Genomic DNA, 16816 nt, shown 5'->3' on the forward strand with positions numbered 1-16816 from the left:
CTTGTTGCCGCAGGGTCAGCGCATCACCAGCCCGCCGTCGACGAACAGCGTCTGGCCGGTGATGAAGCCGCTCCAGTCTGACGCCAGGAACAGCACCGGCCCGGCCACGTCTTCGGGCCTGGCGATGCGCCGCAGCGGCGTGGCCGCCATCAGCGCTTCGCGGAAGGACTCCTGCGTGCCCTGGCTGGCCTGCGTGGGGTAGACCAGGCCCGGCGCCACGCAGTTCACGCGGATGCCCAGCGGGCCCAGCTCGGCCGCCAGATTGCGGCTGAAGGCCACCAGCGAAGCCTTGGCCGTGGTGTAGTCGTGGTAGGGCACCACGGGGTGTTCCACAAGGTTGCTGACCACATTGACGATGGCGCCCTGCGCCCGCTGGCGAAAGTGCGGCAGCACGGCCTGGCAGACGTGGAAGGCGCCGCCCACCGCGCCTTCGAACTGCGACTGGTAGTGCGCCCACTGCAGCTGCTCGAAGCGGCTGCGGCGTTGCGGGTCGAAGGCATAGGGCCTGAACGCGTTGTTGACCACCACGTCGATGCGCCCGGCTTCCTGCACGATGGATTCGACCATGGCGGCGACGGCGCCCGGGTCGCCCACATCGGCCTTGAGGGCCCAGGCATCGCCGCCCAGCGCGCGGCAGGCGGCCACCACTTCCGCGGCGGCCGCATCGTTGCTCAGGTGGTTGATGACCACCGTGGCGCCTTCGGCGGCGAAGGCTTTTGCAATCGCGGCGCCGATGCCGCGGCTGGCGCCGGTCACCAGCACCATCTGCTTGCTGAACTTCATGGCAGCAGACCCGTGTCCACCGCGTCGCGGATGTGGATCGGTCGCTGCACCAGGCCCAGCGCGCGGTAGGCGTCGGCGGCCTTCTGCAAGGAGTCGAGGTCGAAGGCGCCCAGTGCAGAAGCCACAGCGCCCTGCCCCGCACGCGCGGGCAGCGAGGACGCGTTGCGCAGCCGGATCACCTCGAGGTTGATGTCGCGCTGCGTGCCGTCGATGGCGTACTTCACGGCCAGGTCGGCCGCAGCCTCGGGGTTGGCGATCATCCAGGCCGCGCTGTCGCGATAGCCGCGCAGGAAGGCCTTGAGCAGCTCGCGCTTTTGCTGCAGCGCTTCGGCGCGCACCACGAACAGGTCGCTGGAGACGTTCAGATGGTCGGCCACCTGCATCACGTTGACCTCGCCCACCCCCTTGCGCCGGCCCACGGCCAGCCCCGTGTCGGTCGCGGCCGTTGCATCGACCTGCCCCTGCAGCAGCGGCGCGAAGTTCAGCAGCCCCGTGACGACGATGCTGACGTCCGATTCCTTCAGCCCCGCCTGATGCAACATCACCAACAGGTTCTGCCGCGTGCCGCTGGCCAGGCTGTAGACGCCGATGCGCTTGCCCTTGAGGTCTGCCGGCTTGCGGATGTTGGCGGACTTCAGCGAGACCACGTTGAATACGTTCTGCGGGTAGATGTCGTAGATCGCGACCAGTTTTTCGCCCTTGTCCAGCGCCATGAAGAAGGAGCCGGGGTCGGTGAAGGCCACGTCGGCCTGGCCGCTGAGCAGGTTGCGGATCGCGTCGCCGCCACCGGCGCCGGGCAGGTAGGCCAGGTCCAGGCCCTGGGCCTTGAAGAAGCCCTTCTCGGGCTCCGCCAGCAGGTTCGTGATCTCGCTGATCGGCTTGCTCCAGCCGGCCACCGTGAAGCGCGTGCGCGCGCCCTGGGCATGGGCCGGTGCGAATGGCAGCGCGCAGGCGGCCAGCGCAGCAGAGGCCGTGCGCAGCAGCGCGCGGCGCGAAGGAAGGCGGTAGAGCGGCAAGGCAGGTCTCCGGAAGTGAAGGATGAAGAAGGGAAGGAACAGCGGAACTCAGGGCGGGTCCGAATAGGCGCGCAGCAGGCGTGCTTCCAGCCACAGCGTGGCCTGGTACAGCGCCAGGCCGATCACGGCGATGATGGCGAGCGCCGCGAACATCAAGGCCGTGTCCATCATTCCCTGCGCGGCGATGATCACGGCGCCCAGGCCCTGGCTGGCGCCGATGAATTCGCCCACCACGGCGCCCACCAGCGCCAGCACCACGGCCACGCGCAGCCCGGCCAGGATGCCCGGCAGGCCCGCAGGCAGCTTGAGGCGCAAGAGCGTCTGCAGGCGCGTGGCGCCCAGCATGCGAAAGAGCTGCAGCCGCTGCGCGTCGGCCTGCTTCAGGCCCGTGAGCGTGTTCTCCATCAGCGGGAAGAAACAGATCAGGCCCGTGATCACCGCGGTCGATGTGAGCCCGAAGCCGAACCACAGCACGAACAGCGGCGCCAGCGCAAGCTTGGGCAGCACCTGGCTCAGCACCACATAGGGCTTGAGCACACGGTCCAGCCAGGGCAGTTCGGCCAGCGCCATGCCCATCAGCAGGCCCGCCACGCTGCCGCCGGCCAGCCCCAGCGCCAGCGCGCTCAAGGTGGCGCGGACGTGCGGCCAGAAGTAGCCGCTGAGCAGGCCGTTGGCCAGCGCAGCCCACACCAGCGAAGGCGCAGGCAGCACCAGCGCCGACAGGCCGGAGTGGCGCGCGGCCGCCTCCCATGCGGCCAACAGCAACGCCAGCAGGGCCAAGGAGCCCAGCCAGCCGACCCGGCGTGCGCTCATGCCCTCACCTCCTCCATCGCCGCATGCACGCGCGCACAGGCCTGGTTGAACGGCGGCTCATGCCGCATGGCCTGCGTGCGGGGCCCCGCCAGCGTGACCGCGATGTCGGCCACGATGCGGCCGGCGCGCATCACGGCGATGCGCTCGCCCAGGTACACGGCTTCCTGGATGTCATGCGTGACGAAGAGCACCGTGGTGCCGCGCTGGCGGCAGCTTTGCAACAGGTCGTCCTGCAGTTCCGCGCGCGTGATCGCGTCCAGCGCCGCGAAGGGCTCGTCCAGCAGCAGCAGCGCGGGCGAAAGGATCAGCGCGCGCGCCAGGGCCACGCGGCTTTGCTGGCCGCCCGAGAGTTGCCGCGGATGGCGCTGCGCATGCGCCTGCAGCCCCAGCTGCGCGAGCAAGGCCAGCGCCCGCGCGCGGTCCTGCGCATCAGGTTTGCGCTGCAGCGACACCGGCAGCAGCACGTTGTCGATCACGCTGAGCCATTCCAGCAGGGTGGGCGCCTGGAACATGAAGCCCAGCTGCGGCCCGGGCGCGCGCAGCGCCTGGCCGCGCAGGCTGACCCGGCCCGTCTGCGGCTGCAGCAGGCCGGCCGCAAGCTTGAGCAAGGTGGTCTTGCCGCAGCCGCTGCGACCTAGCAGGCAATGGAACTGCCCTTCCTCGATGTGCCAATCCACCCCATCGACCACCGGCGCGCGGCCCGGGTAGCCGTAGCGCACGCCGTCGATGTTCAGGAAGCCATGCATGGGTTCAGTCGGCATAGGGCGCAAAGGGCTCGGCCGCGGCTTCGGCGGATGATTCGATCTCGGTCATGCGCACCAGGTCCAGCAGGCTGAAGCGTCCGTCGTGGTGCCAGCCGGCCTCGGGCGTGCTCATGGCGCCGATGGCGCTGACGCGCGTGACGCCCGCCGCGCCCAGCTGTTCGGCCAGCACAAAAAGCCGCTCGGGCGGGGCCGCCACGCCGGCCGTCTGCAGGTGGGGCGCCTGTGCGGCGATGGCCGGCAGCACATCGGCCAGCGCATCGACGGCCACGACCTGCACCGTGCGTTGCGCCGCGGTGGGCGCCAGCGGCTGCAGCGCCTCGTCATAGGCCACGCGCCAGGCCGCGGCCTCGAGGCCCAGCAGCGCGGGCGCGGGCAGGCCGGCGGGCGTTGCCAGCGCCTGCCATTCCAGGCCCTGCTGCCAGCGCGCGACGGCCGCGCCCTCCTCCAGGTCCAGCGCGCGGCGCGGAAAGCGCCGCTGCAGGTTGGCCAGCTCGGCCGCCAGGTGCTCGGCAAAGACGCGCGGCGGCACGGCCCCGCCGCGCTCCACGTAGAACACATGCGGCGAATAGCAGCCCTGCTGGTCGTAGCGCATCACGTCCCAGGCCGCCAGGCGCGCCAGCGGCGGCGCCTTCAGCGCATCGAGCGCTTCGGCCGCCACCAGGCCGAAGCCCAGCTTGTGACCATGCGGCAGGAAGCGCGTGGTCACGGGCAGGCGCTGGCGGATGGCCTGCAGCGCCGCGTTGCCGCCGTAGGCCAGCACGGTGTCGGCCTCGGCGAAGAGCGTGGCGGCGCCCTCGTCCTCGCCGGCGCCGCGCCACCACACGACGGCAAAGCAGTCGGCCCAGGGCGGATGTTCCTCGGCCAGCAGTTGGGCCAGCCAGCCCGCGAAGAGCGGCTCGGCCGTGGGCAGCTTGCCGATGTTGCCGGCCTTCACGAGCAGGCCGGCCACGAAGCTCCACATGGCCAGCGCCGGCACATTGCCGGCCCAGCTGTGCAGCAGCAGTTGCGGGCCAAAGGCGCGCACGGCACCGCCCTTTGGCGTGGGCTGGAAGCCATCGAGCAGCAGCGGGTTGGCGAAATCCTCGGCCACGAAGCGGCGCAGCTGCGGCGCGCGGAAGGTCTTGAGAAAACCGGTCAGGCCCAGCCGAACCATCTCGGCGTCGTAGCCGCTGACCCAGGGCAGGAAGCGTTCGGCCTGCCGGCGCCAGGGGTCGTTGCGATCCAGCAGGCGCGCGACGGCGCGGTCGATCACGCCAATGATGTCTGCCACGGGCATGGGGCGCAGATGCCGCGCGCTGGCGCGCCGCACACGCGCGGCCAGCTCGCTCATCTGCGCCGCCGTGAGCACGGGCACCGACACCTCCAGCCGCTCGCCGGCCCGCTCGAATGGCAGCACTTGCCAGTGCACGGTTTCAGGCGGCAGGCCCGGCAGGTAGCCGGCGCGCAGGCAGTGCGGCGGCGTCATGCGGCCGCCGTGGCCCGCACGAAGGCTTCCACGGCCATCGAGCAGCCCTTGGCCTCCACACCCTCGGCGCGACCCAGCAGCAGGAAGCCGCGGCCATCTTCGGCCGGCAGGCCCACGTCCTCGGTCAGGATGGTGGTGACGGCGTTGTAGTTGGCCAGGTCGCAATGCGCGAGGATGCCGCGCTCGCCTGCCGGCACGTCGCAACCGCTCACCGGATCGACCAGGCGCGAGCGGATCCAGTGCGGGCCCGACTTGACCGAGGGCACGCGCGCGTTGCCGTCGTCGTAGAACTGCGTGCTCAGCTCGGTCATGCCGTACATGTTGATGCAGTCGCTGCGCGGCACGCCAAAGGAGGCGCTGAGCGCGTCGTAGAAAGCATCGGGCGCCATCTCGCGCGACTGGCCCTTGTAGCCGCCGGTGTCCAGCAGCCGGCTGCCGGGCGGCAGCGCAAAGCGCAGGCCCTGCGCCTGCATCGCGTCCATCACGTGCACGAAGCTGTAGCTGGCACCCAGCAGCGCGTAGGGCTGGCCGCTACGCTGCGCGGCCTCCAGCGTGTGCCAGAGCGCGGCAAGGTCCACGCCCTGCGCCGTCATGAAGTTGCGGCTGCCTTCGCTGCCGAACTCGCGCAGGGCCAGCGCCAGGTAGTGGGCCAGCGAGGAATTGGGCATCACATCCTCGTCCGGAAAGAGGATGCCCATGGGCATGCGCGAGGCGCCGCGCATGAAGCGTTGTGCAAAGTGGCGCCGCATCGACAGGTCGTACACCTGCAATTGCGGATGGAAGTGTCTGCCCCGTGTGCCGCCGCGCGTGGTGCCGCTGGTCATGAACACGCGCTCCTCCAGTGAGGGGCTTGCGCTGCGCAGTTCCATCACCTTGAAGGCATCGATGGGCACGGCAGGAATGTCGCGCCAGGACTGCACATTGCGCGGCGTGGTGCCGCGGCGCTGGCAGAAGCTGCGAAACGGGATGTTGTTGGCGTACTGGTAGGCGAACAGCCGCAGCGCGAGCGCATCGAACTGCGCATCGGTGCAGCCGTCCATGGCGATGAAATCGAGCAGTTCCGCGACCGGCGCAGCGAGCTTGTGCATGAGCGTCCTTCTGGGGCTTTGACAGGATGCTCCGCAGGCCGCCTCCGGGTGTGCCATGGGCACATGTGAGGGCGCCTGGCGCCTCACGGGGAGGTGAATGCTCTTCTTCCGCCGGCATGACCCGGGTCAAGTTCACGGGTTTGAATCTCAGCACGCATGTGCACCCCGGAGCGGCGCGCATCTTAACCCGATGGCAAGGCCGTGGCCGCCCTGCGCGGCTGAAGTCAGTGCTTCTTCAAGACCCAGGTGTGGACGCCAGTTCGCACAGCGCGGCGCATTCGGTCTCGCCCATGGCCTGCTGGATGCGCAGCCAGGGCGCCGAGCCCGGGGAGCTGCGCAGTTGGGCGGCGGCGGTTTCGCGCAGGTGGCGCCGGTCCGCCAGCGTCAGGGCGCGCACGTGCACAGGCGCCGTCTCGGCCAGTGCCTCAAGCAGAGCCTGGGTCTGCGCGGGCGCGATGCGCGCGTCGCCCTGTGCGGTGGCCAGGCTGGCGTAGAGCTGCATCACCGTGGCCTGCCCGCGCCGCAGGCCGCCCAGGCGCAGCCGCGCACGCATGCGCGCATCGATCTGGCGCAGCGTGGCTTCGGCCAGCGGCACCTGGCGCGCGATGCAGTGCGCCACAAAGGGCTGCAGCAGCGCCAGTTCGTCCTGGTAGGTGGCGCCGTTGTCCAGCAGGCGCTGCGGCGAAAGCTGGCCGCCCTGCATCGCCTCGAAGCTCTGGTAGGCGATCACGATGTCGCGCACGCGGCCGCAGGTGTCGGCCACCGCAGGCAACTGCGCCGACATGCGCGCCGGCAGGAAGCGCTGCACGTCACCGAGCGTGTGCAGCAGCTCGGCGGCCTGTGGATCGCTCAGGCGCGGCATGGCGGCAGGGTCGGCACTGCGCAAGGCCTCGAAGCGCGCGCCGGCCGCCGCGTGGGCATTCAAATCCTGAGCCTGCGCGCCAAGGCTCACTGCCGCGCTGGCGCAGACTGCCAGCAGGCCCCTCATCCACCCCAGGGCACCCGAGGGCCTGGCTTTTCCAGACCTGTGGGAGTGTCCCCTTCGCGCAGCAGAAGGGGGAGCCGCGAAGCGGCCTGGGGGGTGTTGCGTCACTTCAAGCCTCGCGGCTGGCGCGCTTGCGCTCGTGCTCCTTGAGGTAGCGCTTGCGCAGGCGGATGCTCTTGGGCGTGATCTCGACCAGTTCGTCGTCCTCGATGAACTCGACGCCGTATTCCAGCGTGAGGTCGATCGGCGGCGTGATCTTGATCGCGTCTTCCTTGCCCGAGACACGGAAGTTGGTCAGCTGCTTGGTGCGCGTGGCGTTGACCACCAGGTCGTTGTCGCGGCTGTGGATGCCCACGATCATGCCTTCGTACACGGGGTCGTTGGCCTTCACGAACATGCGGCCGCGGTCGTCCAGCTTGCCCAGCGCGTAGGTGAAGATTTCGCCGTCGTCCATCGAGATCAGCACGCCGTTCTTGCGCCCGCCGATGTCGCCCTTGTGCGGCTCGTACGAGTCAAAAATGTTGCTGATGAGGCCGGAGCCGCGCGTCAGGTTCAGGAACTCGTTGGTGAAGCCGATCAGGCCGCGCGCCGGAATGCGGTATTCCAGGCGCACGCGGCCACGGCCGTCCGATTCCATGTTGACCAGCTCGCCCTTGCGCTCGCCCAGGGCCTGCATCACGCCGCCCTGATGACCTTCCTCGATGTCGGCCGTCACCATTTCGATGGGCTCGTGCTTTTCACCGTTGATGGTCTTGAACACCACGCGCGGCTTGGACACAGCCATTTCATAGCCTTCGCGGCGCATGTTCTCCAGCAGGATTGTGAGGTGCAGTTCACCGCGGCCCATCACTTCGAACACGCCTTCCTCATCGGTCTCGTTCACGCGCAGCGCCACGTTGTGCTGCAGTTCCTTTTGCAGGCGGTCCCAGATCTGGCGGCTGGTCACGAACTTGCCTTCGCGGCCGGCCAGCGGGCTGGTGTTCACGCAGAAGTTCATGGTCAGCGTGGGCTCGTCCACCTTGAGCATGGGCAGCGGCGCGGGGTTGGCCGGGTCGGTCACGGTCACGCCGATGCCGATGTCGGCGATGCCGTTGATCAGCACGATGTCGCCGGGGCCGGCTTCGGTGGTCTGCATGCGGTCCAGGCCCTGGAAGGTCAGCACCTGGTTGATGCGGCCCTTGTAGGTCTTGCCGTCCGGGCCTTCGGCCACCAGAACGTCCTGCATCGGCTTGAGCGTGCCCTGGCTGATGCGGCCCACGCCGATGCGGCCCACGAAGGTGGAGAAGTCCAGCGCGGAGATCTGCAGCTGCAGCGGCGCGTTCGGATCACCCTTTTGCGAGGGCACGTGCTTGAGGATGGTGTCGAACAGGGCCGACATGTCGGGGCCCCACTGCTCGCCCGGTGCGCCCTCTTCCAGCGAAGACCAGCCGTTGATGCCCGAGGCGTAGACCACGGGGAAGTCCAGCTGCTCATCGGTGGCGCCGAGCTTGTCGAACAGGTCGAAGGCGGCGTTCACCACCTTGTCGGGGTTGGCGCCGGGCTTGTCCACCTTGTTTACGACCAGGATCGGACGCAGGCCCAGGGCCAGCGCCTTCTTGGTCACGAAGCGCGTCTGCGGCATCGGGCCTTCCTGCGCATCGATCAGCAGCACCACGCCGTCGACCATCGACAGCGCACGCTCCACCTCGCCGCCAAAGTCCGCGTGGCCGGGGGTGTCGACGATGTTGATGTGGGTGTCCTTCCAGCTCACGGCACAGTTCTTGGCCAGGATGGTGATGCCCCGTTCCTTTTCGATGGCGTTGTTGTCCATCACCGTGTCGACGACCTTCTCGTGGTCGGCGAAGGTGCCGGACTGGCGCAGGAGCTGGTCCACCATGGTGGTCTTGCCATGGTCGACGTGGGCAATGATGGCGATGTTGCGGATCTGTCTGGCGGTCATGATGTCAGTGCCTCCTGGGAGGTCTCCAAAGACGAAGATGGGTTGTTCTGCAAAAGGGTTTGCTGGATTTCGATCGGGCTCAGCAAACGCCCTGGAATCAGTTCGCCGGCCTTGGCATGGGCCGTGCCCAGGAAGGCACGCGGCTGTTCGCCGAAGACGGCCACGGCCGGCGCATCGGCCCAGTCGCCGCGCCGGCGCAGCCCGGAGAGGAAACGCGCCGCATCGTCGGCGCCCAGCGTGACAGGCGCATGGCCGGCCACCAGCACCTCGGCCGGCATCAGGCATGCCAGGCGCTGCGCCTCGGTCATGGCCTCCAGCGCCTGCAGCGTCAGGCATTGCGCCAGGCCGAAGGGCCCGGTCTCGGTGCGCCGCAGCGCCGCAAGGTGGCCCCCGCAGCCCAGCGCGGCGCCGATGTCCTCGCCCAGCGTGCGGATGTAGGTGCCCTTGGAGCAGCGCACGGCCAGGCGCAGGAACGGCGCCTCGCCGGTCAGATCCATGTCCAGCAGGTCCAGGTCATGGATGACGACGGCGCGCGGCGCGCGTTCGACCTCCACGCCTTCACGGGCGTATTCGTACAGCGCCTTGCCGTCCTTCTTGAGCGCGCTGTGCATGGGCGGCACCTGCGTGATCGGGCCCATGAAGCGGTCCAGCACTTCCACCACCTGGCCGGCCGTGCAGTTCACGGCCTGCTCGCGCAGCACCTCGCCTTCGGCGTCGCCCGTGGAGGTGACGCGACCGAGCCGCACCACTGTTTCGTAGCACTTGTCAGCCTGAAGGTGGAGCTGGCTGAATTTGGTGGCCGAGCCGAAGCACAGCGGCAGCACGCCGGTGGCCAGCGGGTCGAGCGTGCCGGTGTGGCCGGCCTTTTCGGCGCGCAGCAGCCACTTGGCCTTCTGCAAGGCCTGGTTGCTGGACAGGCCCAGCGGCTTGTCGAGCAGCAACACCCCATGCACAGGATGCCGCTGCACCCTGACACGGGATGGCGGGCTCATGGCGTGTCGTCGTCCTTTGAGCGCGAGGAAACGGCCTTGGCGATCAAGGCGTTCATGTCGGCCGCACGCTCGGTGGTGCGGTCGAACTGGAAATGCAGCGTGGGCACGGTATGGATGTGCAGGCGCTTGAACAGGTGGTTGCGCAGGAAGCCGGCCGCCTGGTTCAGCGCGTCCTGCGTTTCCTGCGGGTCACCCACCAGCAGGCTGAAGAACACCTTCGCATGCGCGTAGTCAGGCGTCACTTCCACGGCCTGCAGGGTGACCATGCCCACGCGCGGGTCCTTGAGCTCGCGCGCGATCAGCTCGGTCAGATCACGCTGGATCTGATCGGCGACCTGGTAGCTGCGGTTGGGCTTGGTGCTTTTCTTGGCCATAGGCTCGGAGCGGTTGCGCGATGAGCGTCTGGCGCCTTGCGTGAAGACCGGCCCCACGCAAAACGCTCAACGCCCAACTCACAACGTTCTGGCGATTTCCTTGATCTCGAACACCTCGAGCTGGTCGCCCTCGCGGATGTCGTTGTAGTTGCGCAGCTTGATACCGCACTCGAAACCTTCGCGGACTTCCTTGACGTCGTCCTTCATGCGCTTGACCGACTCGATCTCGCCCGTGTAGATGACCACGTTGTCGCGCAGCAGGCGGAAGTGCGCGTTGCGCGTGACCACGCCGTCGAGCACGTAGGAACCCGCCACGGTACCGATCTTGGAGGCCACGAACACGGTCCGGATCTCGGCATGGCCGATGATCTCTTCGCGCTTCTCGGGCGCCAGCATGCCGGCCATTGCGGTCTTCAGCTCGTCCACGGCGTCGTAGATGATGCTGTAGTACTTGAGATCGACGTCGTTGCCTTCGGCCAGCTTGCGCGCTCCCACGTCGGCACGCACGTTGAAGCCGATCACGATGCCCTTGGCGGCGATGGCCAGGTTCACGTCGGATTCGCTGATGCCGCCCACGCCGGCGTACACGATCTGCACCTTCACTTCGGCGTTGCTCAGCTTGAGCAGCGACTGCGACAGCGCTTCCTGCGAACCCTGCACGTCGGCCTTGATGATGATGGGCAGGGTCTTGACCTCGCCCGCCGTCATGTCGGCGAACATGTTCTCCAGCTTGGCGGCCTGCTGCTTGGCCAGCTTGGTGTTGCGGAAGCGGCCGGCGCGGTAGGTCGCGATTTCGCGGGCACGGCGCTCGTCGGCCATCACCATGAACTCGTCGCCAGCCTGCGGCACTTCGGTCAGACCCTGGATTTCGACCGGGATCGACGGACCCGCGGACTTGGTCGGCTTGCCGTCTTCGTCGAGCATGGCGCGCACGCGGCCCGAGGTCGAACCGGCCAGCACCACGTCGCCCACCTTCAGCGTGCCGGACTGCACCAGCACGGTGGCGACCGGGCCGCGGCCCTTGTCCAGCTGCGCTTCGATGACCAGGCCCTTGGCGGAGGCTTCCACCGGCGCCTTCAGCTCCAGCACTTCGGCCTGCAGCAGCACCTGCTCGAGCAGCTCGTCGATGCCCTTGCCCGTCTTGGCCGAAACCTCGACGAAAGGCGAATCGCCGCCGAACTCTTCCGGCACCACCTCTTCGCTCACCAGCTCGCTCTTCACGCGCTCGGGGTTCGCTTCGGGCTTGTCGATCTTGTTCACGGCCACCACGATCGGCACCTTGGCCGCCTTGGCGTGCTTGATGGCTTCCTTGGTCTGGGGCATGACGCCGTCGTCAGCCGCCACCACCAGGATCACGATGTCGGTGGCCTGGGCGCCACGGGCACGCATGGCCGTGAAGGCCTCGTGACCAGGGGTGTCCAGGAAGGTCACCATGCCGCGCGGCGTGTCGACGTGGTAGGCGCCGATGTGCTGCGTGATGCCACCGGCTTCGCCCGCGGCCACCTTGGTGGTGCGGATGCGGTCCAGCAGCGAGGTCTTGCCGTGGTCGACGTGGCCCATGACGGTGACCACGGGCGCGCGCGGCAGTGCCTCGGCCGACGCGGCCTGCACTTCCTCTTCGGTGAAGGCTTCCGGATCGTCCAGCGCCGCTACCACCGCCGTGTGGCCCATTTCCTCGACGAGGATCATGGCCGTGTCCTGATCCAGCGGCTGGTTGATCGTGGCCATCTGGCCCAGCTTCATGAGCTGCTTGATCACCTCGGAGGCCTTCACGGCCATCTTGTGCGCGAGTTCCGCGACCGTGATGGTCTCGGGCACGTGCACTTCGATGACGCGTGCTTCCACAGGCTGCGCCTGCTGATGGTCGTCCTGGTGGCGGTCGTTGCCGCGACGGCCACGCGGGCCGCTGCGCCAATTGCCGCGCCCCACGCCGCCGGAGGCGTCGCCGCGCGTCTTGATTTCCTTCTTCTTGCCCTGGTCACCGGCCCAGGCGGACGAAGTCTTCGCAGACTTGATCTCCTTGCCGGCACCGGCTGCAGGCGCACCTGCCGCCGGGCGTGCGGCGCCCGTGGTGCCGGATGCGCCCGTGGCAGGCTTGTGCAGCGTGCCCTTGACGGCCGGCTTGGCGACCGGAGCCGGTTCTTCCTTCTTGGCCACCAGCACGCGCTTCGGCGCGTTCATCATCTCGCGGATGGCTTCGGCTTCAGCCAGCGCCTTGCGGCGGCGCTCTTCCAGATCGCGGGCGCGGGCGGCTTCCTCGTCGGCGCGGGCCTTGGATTCGGCTGCGGCCTTGGCCTTGGCTTCCTCGCGGGCCTTGTCGGCAGCAGCCTTGTCGGCGGCGGCCTTTTCGGCAGCGGCCTTCTGCTCGGCTTCGGCGGCTGCGGCTGCAGCAGCCTCGGCAGCAGGCGCCTGACGGGCCTTGGCCGCAGCGGCGTTGATCGCTGCCGCTTCTGCGCGGGCGCGCTCGGCCTGCTCTTCGCGGGACTTCTCGGCCTGCTCTTCGCGCTCTTCCTCGGCACGGGCCGCAGCTTCGGCGGCTTCGCGCTGGCGGCGCTTCTCGGCCAGGTCTTCTTCCTGGCGGCGCAGCAGTTCGGCGGCGCGGCGGGCCTCTTCCTCGCGGCGGGCCAGCTCGGCGGGGTCGATCTGCGGCACGGCCGGAGCCGGCGCAGGCGCGGGGGCCGCGGCCGGTGCGGCGGCGGGCGCTTCGGCCGGGCCTTCGTCGCGCTGGATGAAGGTGCGCTTCTTGCGCACCTCCACCTGGATCGTGCGGGCGCGGCCCATGGCGTCCGCCTGCTTGATTTCGCTGGTGGACTTCTTGGTCAGCGTGATTTTCTTGCGCTCAGGCGTGGCGCTGCCATGACTGGCCTTGAGGTGATTCAGCAATTGCTGCTTGTCTCCATCGGAGAGAGCGTCGTTGGGCGCGGATTTGGCAACCCCTGCGCTGCGCAATTGCTCAAGCAGGGTTTCGGGTGTCTTCTTGAGTTCCTGGGCGAACTCTGCAACGGTGGTGCTGGACATATCTGTTTCGGGCTCCCATCACATCACTCTTGCGCGCCAGTGAACCAGTGTTCGCGCGCCTTCAGGATCAGAGCCTTGGCGTCTTCGGCGTTTTGGCCGGTGATCTCGGTCAGCTCATCGACAGCCAGGTCGGCCACGTCGTCGCGGGTATGCACACCCGCGTCGGCCAGCTTGGCGATGATTTCGGGCGTCAGGCCCTCGAGGTCGCGCAGGTCCTGAGAGACGCTTTCCACGCTCTCTTCACGCGCAATCTCCTGCGTCAGCAGCACGTCCTTGGCACGGGCGCGCAGCTCGTTGACGGTCTCTTCGTCGAAGGATTCGATCTCCAGCATCTCGGACAGCGGCACGTAGGCCACTTCTTCGAGGCTGGTGAAGCCCTCGGCGATCAGGATGTCGGCGATCTCCTCGTCCACATCCAGCTTCTCCATGAACAGCGCACGCATGGTGCTGGTCTCCTCGGCCTGCTTCTGGGCCGATTCGTTCGCATCCATGATGTTGATCTTCCAGCCCGTGAGGTCGGAAGCCAGGCGCACGTTCTGGCCGCCGCGGCCGATGGCGATGGCGAGGTTCTCCTCGTCCACGACCACGTCCATGGCGTGCTTTTCCTCGTCCACCACGATGGAACTGACGTTGGCCGGAGCCAGCGCGCCGATCACGAACTGCGCCGGATCGTCGGACCACAGCACGATGTCCACGCGCTCGCCGGCCAACTCGTTGGTCACGGCGTTCACGCGCGTGCCACGCACGCCCACGCAGGTGCCGATCGGGTCCACGCGCTTGTCATGCGAGAGCACCGCGATCTTGGCACGCGAGCCCGGGTCGCGGGCGCAGCTCTTGATCTCGAGCAGGCCCTGTTCGATCTCGGGCACTTCGTTGCGGAACAGCTCGATCATGAACTCCGGCGCCGAGCGCGAGAGGATGATCGGCGCGCCGCGCAAGGTCAGGTCCACTTCCATGATCATGGCGCGGACACGGTCGCCGTTGCGCAGGTTCTCCTTGGGGATCATCTCCGAGCGGCGCAGGCGGCCTTCGACGCGCCCGGCTTCCACGATGATGTCGCCCTTGTCCAGCCGCTTGACGGTGCCGGTGAAGATCTTCTCGCCGCGCGACATGAAGTCGTTGAGCAGCATCTCGCGCTCGGCATCGCGGATCTTCTGCAGGATGACCTGCTTGGCCGCCATGGCGCCGATGCGGCCGATGGGCAGCGACTCCACAGGCTCTTCGATGTACTCGTCGACCTCGATGTCCGGCACCTCTTCCTTGGCTTCGAACAGCAGGATTTCCTGGTCGGGCAGCTGCAGACCGGCCTCGTCAGGCACCACGTGCCAGCGACGGAAGGTCTCATAGGCGCCGCTGTCGCGGTCGATGGCGACACGGATGTCCACCTCGCCCTGATAGAGCTTCTTCGTGGCCTGGGCCAACGCCGACTCCACGGCCCCGAAAACCACGTCGCGCTCCACGTTCTTCTCGCGCGAGATCGCGTCCACCAACATCAACATTTCGCGATTCATGCCACCTGGCTCCTTCCATTACTCCGGCATCGCCGTGCCGGTTCGGGACTTGCGCCCCTTGAAATCGACAATGGGCGCAAGCCGCGCTTCGCGCAGCTCGTCCAACGTGAAACCCAGCGCCTGCAACGGTGCTGCCACACGTTTCTTGCTCACCTTCTGGCCCGGCTTGGGCGCAGGCTCGTCACTCCAGACGATCTGCCAGCCCGTGGCGCCCTGGGCATCGGTCACGCGCTCGAGCGTGCCGCGGAATTTCTTGCGGTTCGCGCTGACCTGGCCGGCCGCGGCCTCGCCCATCGGGGCCTTGAGCGTGAGGTCGATCACCTCGCCCTCGAAGCGGATGAAATCCTGCTCGTGGCGCAGCGGGCGATCGATGCCCGGCGAGGAAACCTCCAGCCGCTTGTAGTCGACGTTCTCCACCTCCAGCGCATACTGCAGCTGGCGTGTGACGGTTTCGCAATCCTCGACCGTCACGAAAGCCTCGGGCTGGCCTTCAGGGGTCGGCCCGCTCCAGGGCAGGTCGATGGTGACGCGCAGCAGTCCACCTGCCGAGCGCTCGATCTCGACCAGGTCGTAGCCAAGCCCGGCTACGGTAGTTTCGACAGTCTGCTGCAATGCCACCTGAAGGCGCTCTTCCTTGCGAACGTAGGGCCGTCCCGGCCTGTGCGCTGCCGGCACCATCGCAGCTGACCCGCGAGGCGCCCGGTCGTGTTGCACTGAACCAGGGGGCTTGAAAAATGGGAGACGACCAAAAAAAACGGGCGGTTGGTACCCGCCCGACTTGGTCGTGAGCCCTCGATTATAGGGCAAGTGTGACTGGATTGCAGCCGCTTGCGTGCTGCTTCTCTCAGGCGGCTTGCACGGGCGCGGCCTGCCGCCGCGCCCGGTGCCAGACCCATGCGAAAAGCAGCCCGCCGGCCGCCAGCGCGGCGGCCGCCGCCAGCAGCGGCACCGTGAAGGAGCCCGTGCGCTGCGCCAGCGGTGCGGCAAAAAGCGGGCCCAGGATCTGACCGATGCCGTAGGAAGCCGTGGCATAGCCGATCAGCCCGGCCGCCGCGTTGCCGCGCAGGCGCCGCGCGTCCCGCATCGCGAACAGCGTGAGCGCCGTGAAAGGCAGGCCCAGCAGCAGACTGCCCAGCGCAAAACCGGCAATGCTGGGCCAGGCCACCGACAGCAGCACGCCCAGGGCCTGCATGCCGTAGGCCAGGGCCAGCAGCAGGCGGTTGTCCCAGTGCGAGGGCGCGCGGGCACCGATCAGCGCCCCGGGGATCACGGCCAGGCCGAACAGCGGCCAGAACAGATCGGGCCACGGCGAACCCGGCAGCGCCTGCCGCGCGATCACGGGCAGGAAGGTGGCCGTGATGATGTAGCCGAAGCCCGCCAGGCCATAGAGGCCGACCAGCCAGCGGGCATCGCGCGCCGCTTCGGCGCTGGCGACGGGCGTCGGCGCGGGCTGCGGGCCGCCCGCCGCCAAGGGCACGGCCGCGTCGCCGAAGACGCGCCAGATCACGGCTATCAGCACCAGCGCGATCACGCCGAAACCGATCCAGGCGGCGTCTGCGCCCCAGCGCGTGGCCAGCCCTCCCAGCAGGCCCGTGGCCACGATGCCGATGCCGGGGCCGGTGTAGATCACGCCGCCCAGCGCCGGCGCGCCGGTTTCCGCCAGGCGGCGCAGCCCCCAGCCCGAGGCGAAGACGAAGGTCCAGGCACTGACCACGCCGGCCGCCGTGCGGATCACGCCCCAGGCCGAGAAGCCATGCAGCAGCCCCATGCCCAGCAGCAGCGCCGCAGTGGCGAGCAGGCCCGCCCGCACCATCACCGCGCCCGGCAGACGGATGGCCGCGCACGACAGCGCGCCCACGAAGTAGCCCAGGTAATTGAGCGAGGCCAGCAGGCCGCCGCCCTGGAGGTCGATGTGGCCCTCGTGCAGCATCACGGGCAGCATGGGCGTGAAGGCGAAGCGCCCCAGGCCCATGGCCACCGCCAGCGCCACCATGCAGGCCAGTGCCGCCCGCCAGGCGCCGCGCGGGTCAGGCCCCGACCCCGTTCCGATAGTCGACATACAAGCGTT

General features: G+C 68.4%; 14 protein-coding genes. All 14 read right to left on the bottom strand.

Translation table 11 applies throughout. From position 1 onward, the window contains the following. Positions 1–15 precede the first annotated feature (15 nt). The 14 genes from PGB34_RS17345 to PGB34_RS17410 all read right to left on the bottom strand — a co-directional run bounded on the left by PGB34_RS17345 (position 16) and on the right by PGB34_RS17410 (position 16807). Positions 16–783, bottom strand: coding sequence for a 3-oxoacyl-ACP reductase (locus tag PGB34_RS17345; protein ID WP_271429344.1), 768 nt, complete (start codon positions 781–783; stop codon positions 16–18). Continuing rightward, the gene (locus PGB34_RS17350; RefSeq protein WP_271429345.1) at positions 780–1799 is read right to left on the bottom strand and encodes an ABC transporter substrate-binding protein; all 1020 of its coding nucleotides are present in this window, start codon (positions 1797–1799) and stop codon (positions 780–782) included. Before PGB34_RS17350 ends, PGB34_RS17345 begins: the two co-directional genes overlap by 4 nt. Before the next feature lie 48 nt (positions 1800–1847). Continuing rightward, complete coding sequence (locus tag PGB34_RS17355; protein ID WP_271429346.1) at positions 1848–2612, bottom strand: ABC transporter permease; 765 nt, start codon at positions 2610–2612, stop codon at positions 1848–1850. Next, positions 2609–3358: an ABC transporter ATP-binding protein gene (locus tag PGB34_RS17360; protein WP_271429347.1), complete on the bottom strand. Its 750-nt coding sequence runs from the start codon at positions 3356–3358 to the stop codon at positions 2609–2611. The genes PGB34_RS17355 and PGB34_RS17360 overlap by 4 nt, the downstream gene beginning before the upstream one ends. Before the next feature lie 4 nt (positions 3359–3362). After that, entirely contained in the window at positions 3363–4841 is a 1479-nt protein-coding gene (locus tag PGB34_RS17365) for an acyl-CoA reductase (RefSeq protein WP_271429348.1), read from the bottom strand. Further along, complete coding sequence (locus tag PGB34_RS17370) at positions 4838–5929, bottom strand: LuxE/PaaK family acyltransferase (RefSeq protein ID WP_271429349.1); 1092 nt, start codon at positions 5927–5929, stop codon at positions 4838–4840. Before PGB34_RS17370 ends, PGB34_RS17365 begins: the two co-directional genes overlap by 4 nt. A 235-nt stretch (positions 5930–6164) precedes the next feature. Beyond that, entirely contained in the window at positions 6165–6854 is a 690-nt protein-coding gene (locus PGB34_RS17375) for a hypothetical protein (RefSeq protein ID WP_271429350.1), read from the bottom strand. 169 nt (positions 6855–7023) lie between these two features. Continuing rightward, positions 7024–8853, bottom strand: a complete 1830-nt coding sequence (typA, locus tag PGB34_RS17380; protein ID WP_271429351.1) for a translational GTPase TypA — start codon at positions 8851–8853, stop codon at positions 7024–7026. Continuing rightward, on the bottom strand, positions 8850–9845 hold the full coding sequence (gene truB, locus PGB34_RS17385) for a tRNA pseudouridine(55) synthase TruB (protein ID WP_271429352.1): 996 nt from the start codon (positions 9843–9845) through the stop codon (positions 8850–8852). Before truB ends, typA begins: the two co-directional genes overlap by 4 nt. Next, positions 9842–10219, bottom strand: a complete 378-nt coding sequence (gene rbfA, locus PGB34_RS17390) for a 30S ribosome-binding factor RbfA (protein WP_271429353.1) — start codon at positions 10217–10219, stop codon at positions 9842–9844. Before rbfA ends, truB begins: the two co-directional genes overlap by 4 nt. Before the next feature lie 78 nt (positions 10220–10297). Then, positions 10298–13237, bottom strand: coding sequence for a translation initiation factor IF-2 (infB, locus tag PGB34_RS17395; protein ID WP_271429354.1), 2940 nt, complete (start codon positions 13235–13237; stop codon positions 10298–10300). A gap of 23 nt (positions 13238–13260) precedes the next feature. Beyond that, positions 13261–14748 (bottom strand): transcription termination factor NusA, encoded by a 1488-nt coding sequence (gene nusA / locus PGB34_RS17400; protein WP_271429355.1) that lies wholly within the window; start codon positions 14746–14748, stop codon positions 13261–13263. Positions 14749–14766: 18 nt separating this feature from the next. Further along, positions 14767–15366, bottom strand: coding sequence for a ribosome maturation factor RimP (rimP, locus tag PGB34_RS17405; protein WP_271429356.1), 600 nt, complete (start codon positions 15364–15366; stop codon positions 14767–14769). 226 nt (positions 15367–15592) lie between these two features. After that, positions 15593–16807, bottom strand: a complete 1215-nt coding sequence (locus PGB34_RS17410) for a YbfB/YjiJ family MFS transporter (protein ID WP_271429357.1) — start codon at positions 16805–16807, stop codon at positions 15593–15595. Positions 16808–16816 lie beyond the last annotated feature (9 nt).

This window comes from Xenophilus arseniciresistens (assembly GCF_028023875.1).
In the GTDB taxonomy this organism is placed as follows: Bacteria; Pseudomonadota; Gammaproteobacteria; order Burkholderiales; family Burkholderiaceae_C; genus Xenophilus; species Xenophilus arseniciresistens.

What these genes read in the sequence shown, in the direction of transcription:
- PGB34_RS17345 (WP_271429344.1), bottom strand. Translation starts at nt 783, where the DNA reads ATGAAGTTCAGCAAGCAGATGGTGCTGGTGACCGGCGCCAGCCGCGGC.
- PGB34_RS17355 (WP_271429346.1), bottom strand. Translation starts at nt 2,612, where the DNA reads ATGAGCGCACGCCGGGTCGGCTGGCTGGGCTCCTTGGCCCTGCTGGCG.
- PGB34_RS17360 (WP_271429347.1), bottom strand. Translation starts at nt 3,358, where the DNA reads ATGCATGGCTTCCTGAACATCGACGGCGTGCGCTACGGCTACCCGGGC.
- PGB34_RS17365 (WP_271429348.1), bottom strand. Translation starts at nt 4,841, where the DNA reads ATGACGCCGCCGCACTGCCTGCGCGCCGGCTACCTGCCGGGCCTGCCG.
- PGB34_RS17370 (WP_271429349.1), bottom strand. Translation starts at nt 5,929, where the DNA reads ATGCACAAGCTCGCTGCGCCGGTCGCGGAACTGCTCGATTTCATCGCC.
- typA (WP_271429351.1), bottom strand. Translation starts at nt 8,853, where the DNA reads ATGACCGCCAGACAGATCCGCAACATCGCCATCATTGCCCACGTCGAC.
- truB (WP_271429352.1), bottom strand. Translation starts at nt 9,845, where the DNA reads ATGAGCCCGCCATCCCGTGTCAGGGTGCAGCGGCATCCTGTGCATGGG.
- rbfA (WP_271429353.1), bottom strand. Translation starts at nt 10,219, where the DNA reads ATGGCCAAGAAAAGCACCAAGCCCAACCGCAGCTACCAGGTCGCCGAT.
- infB (WP_271429354.1), bottom strand. Translation starts at nt 13,237, where the DNA reads ATGTCCAGCACCACCGTTGCAGAGTTCGCCCAGGAACTCAAGAAGACA.
- nusA (WP_271429355.1), bottom strand. Translation starts at nt 14,748, where the DNA reads ATGAATCGCGAAATGTTGATGTTGGTGGACGCGATCTCGCGCGAGAAG.
- PGB34_RS17410 (WP_271429357.1), bottom strand. Translation starts at nt 16,807, where the DNA reads ATGTCGACTATCGGAACGGGGTCGGGGCCTGACCCGCGCGGCGCCTGG.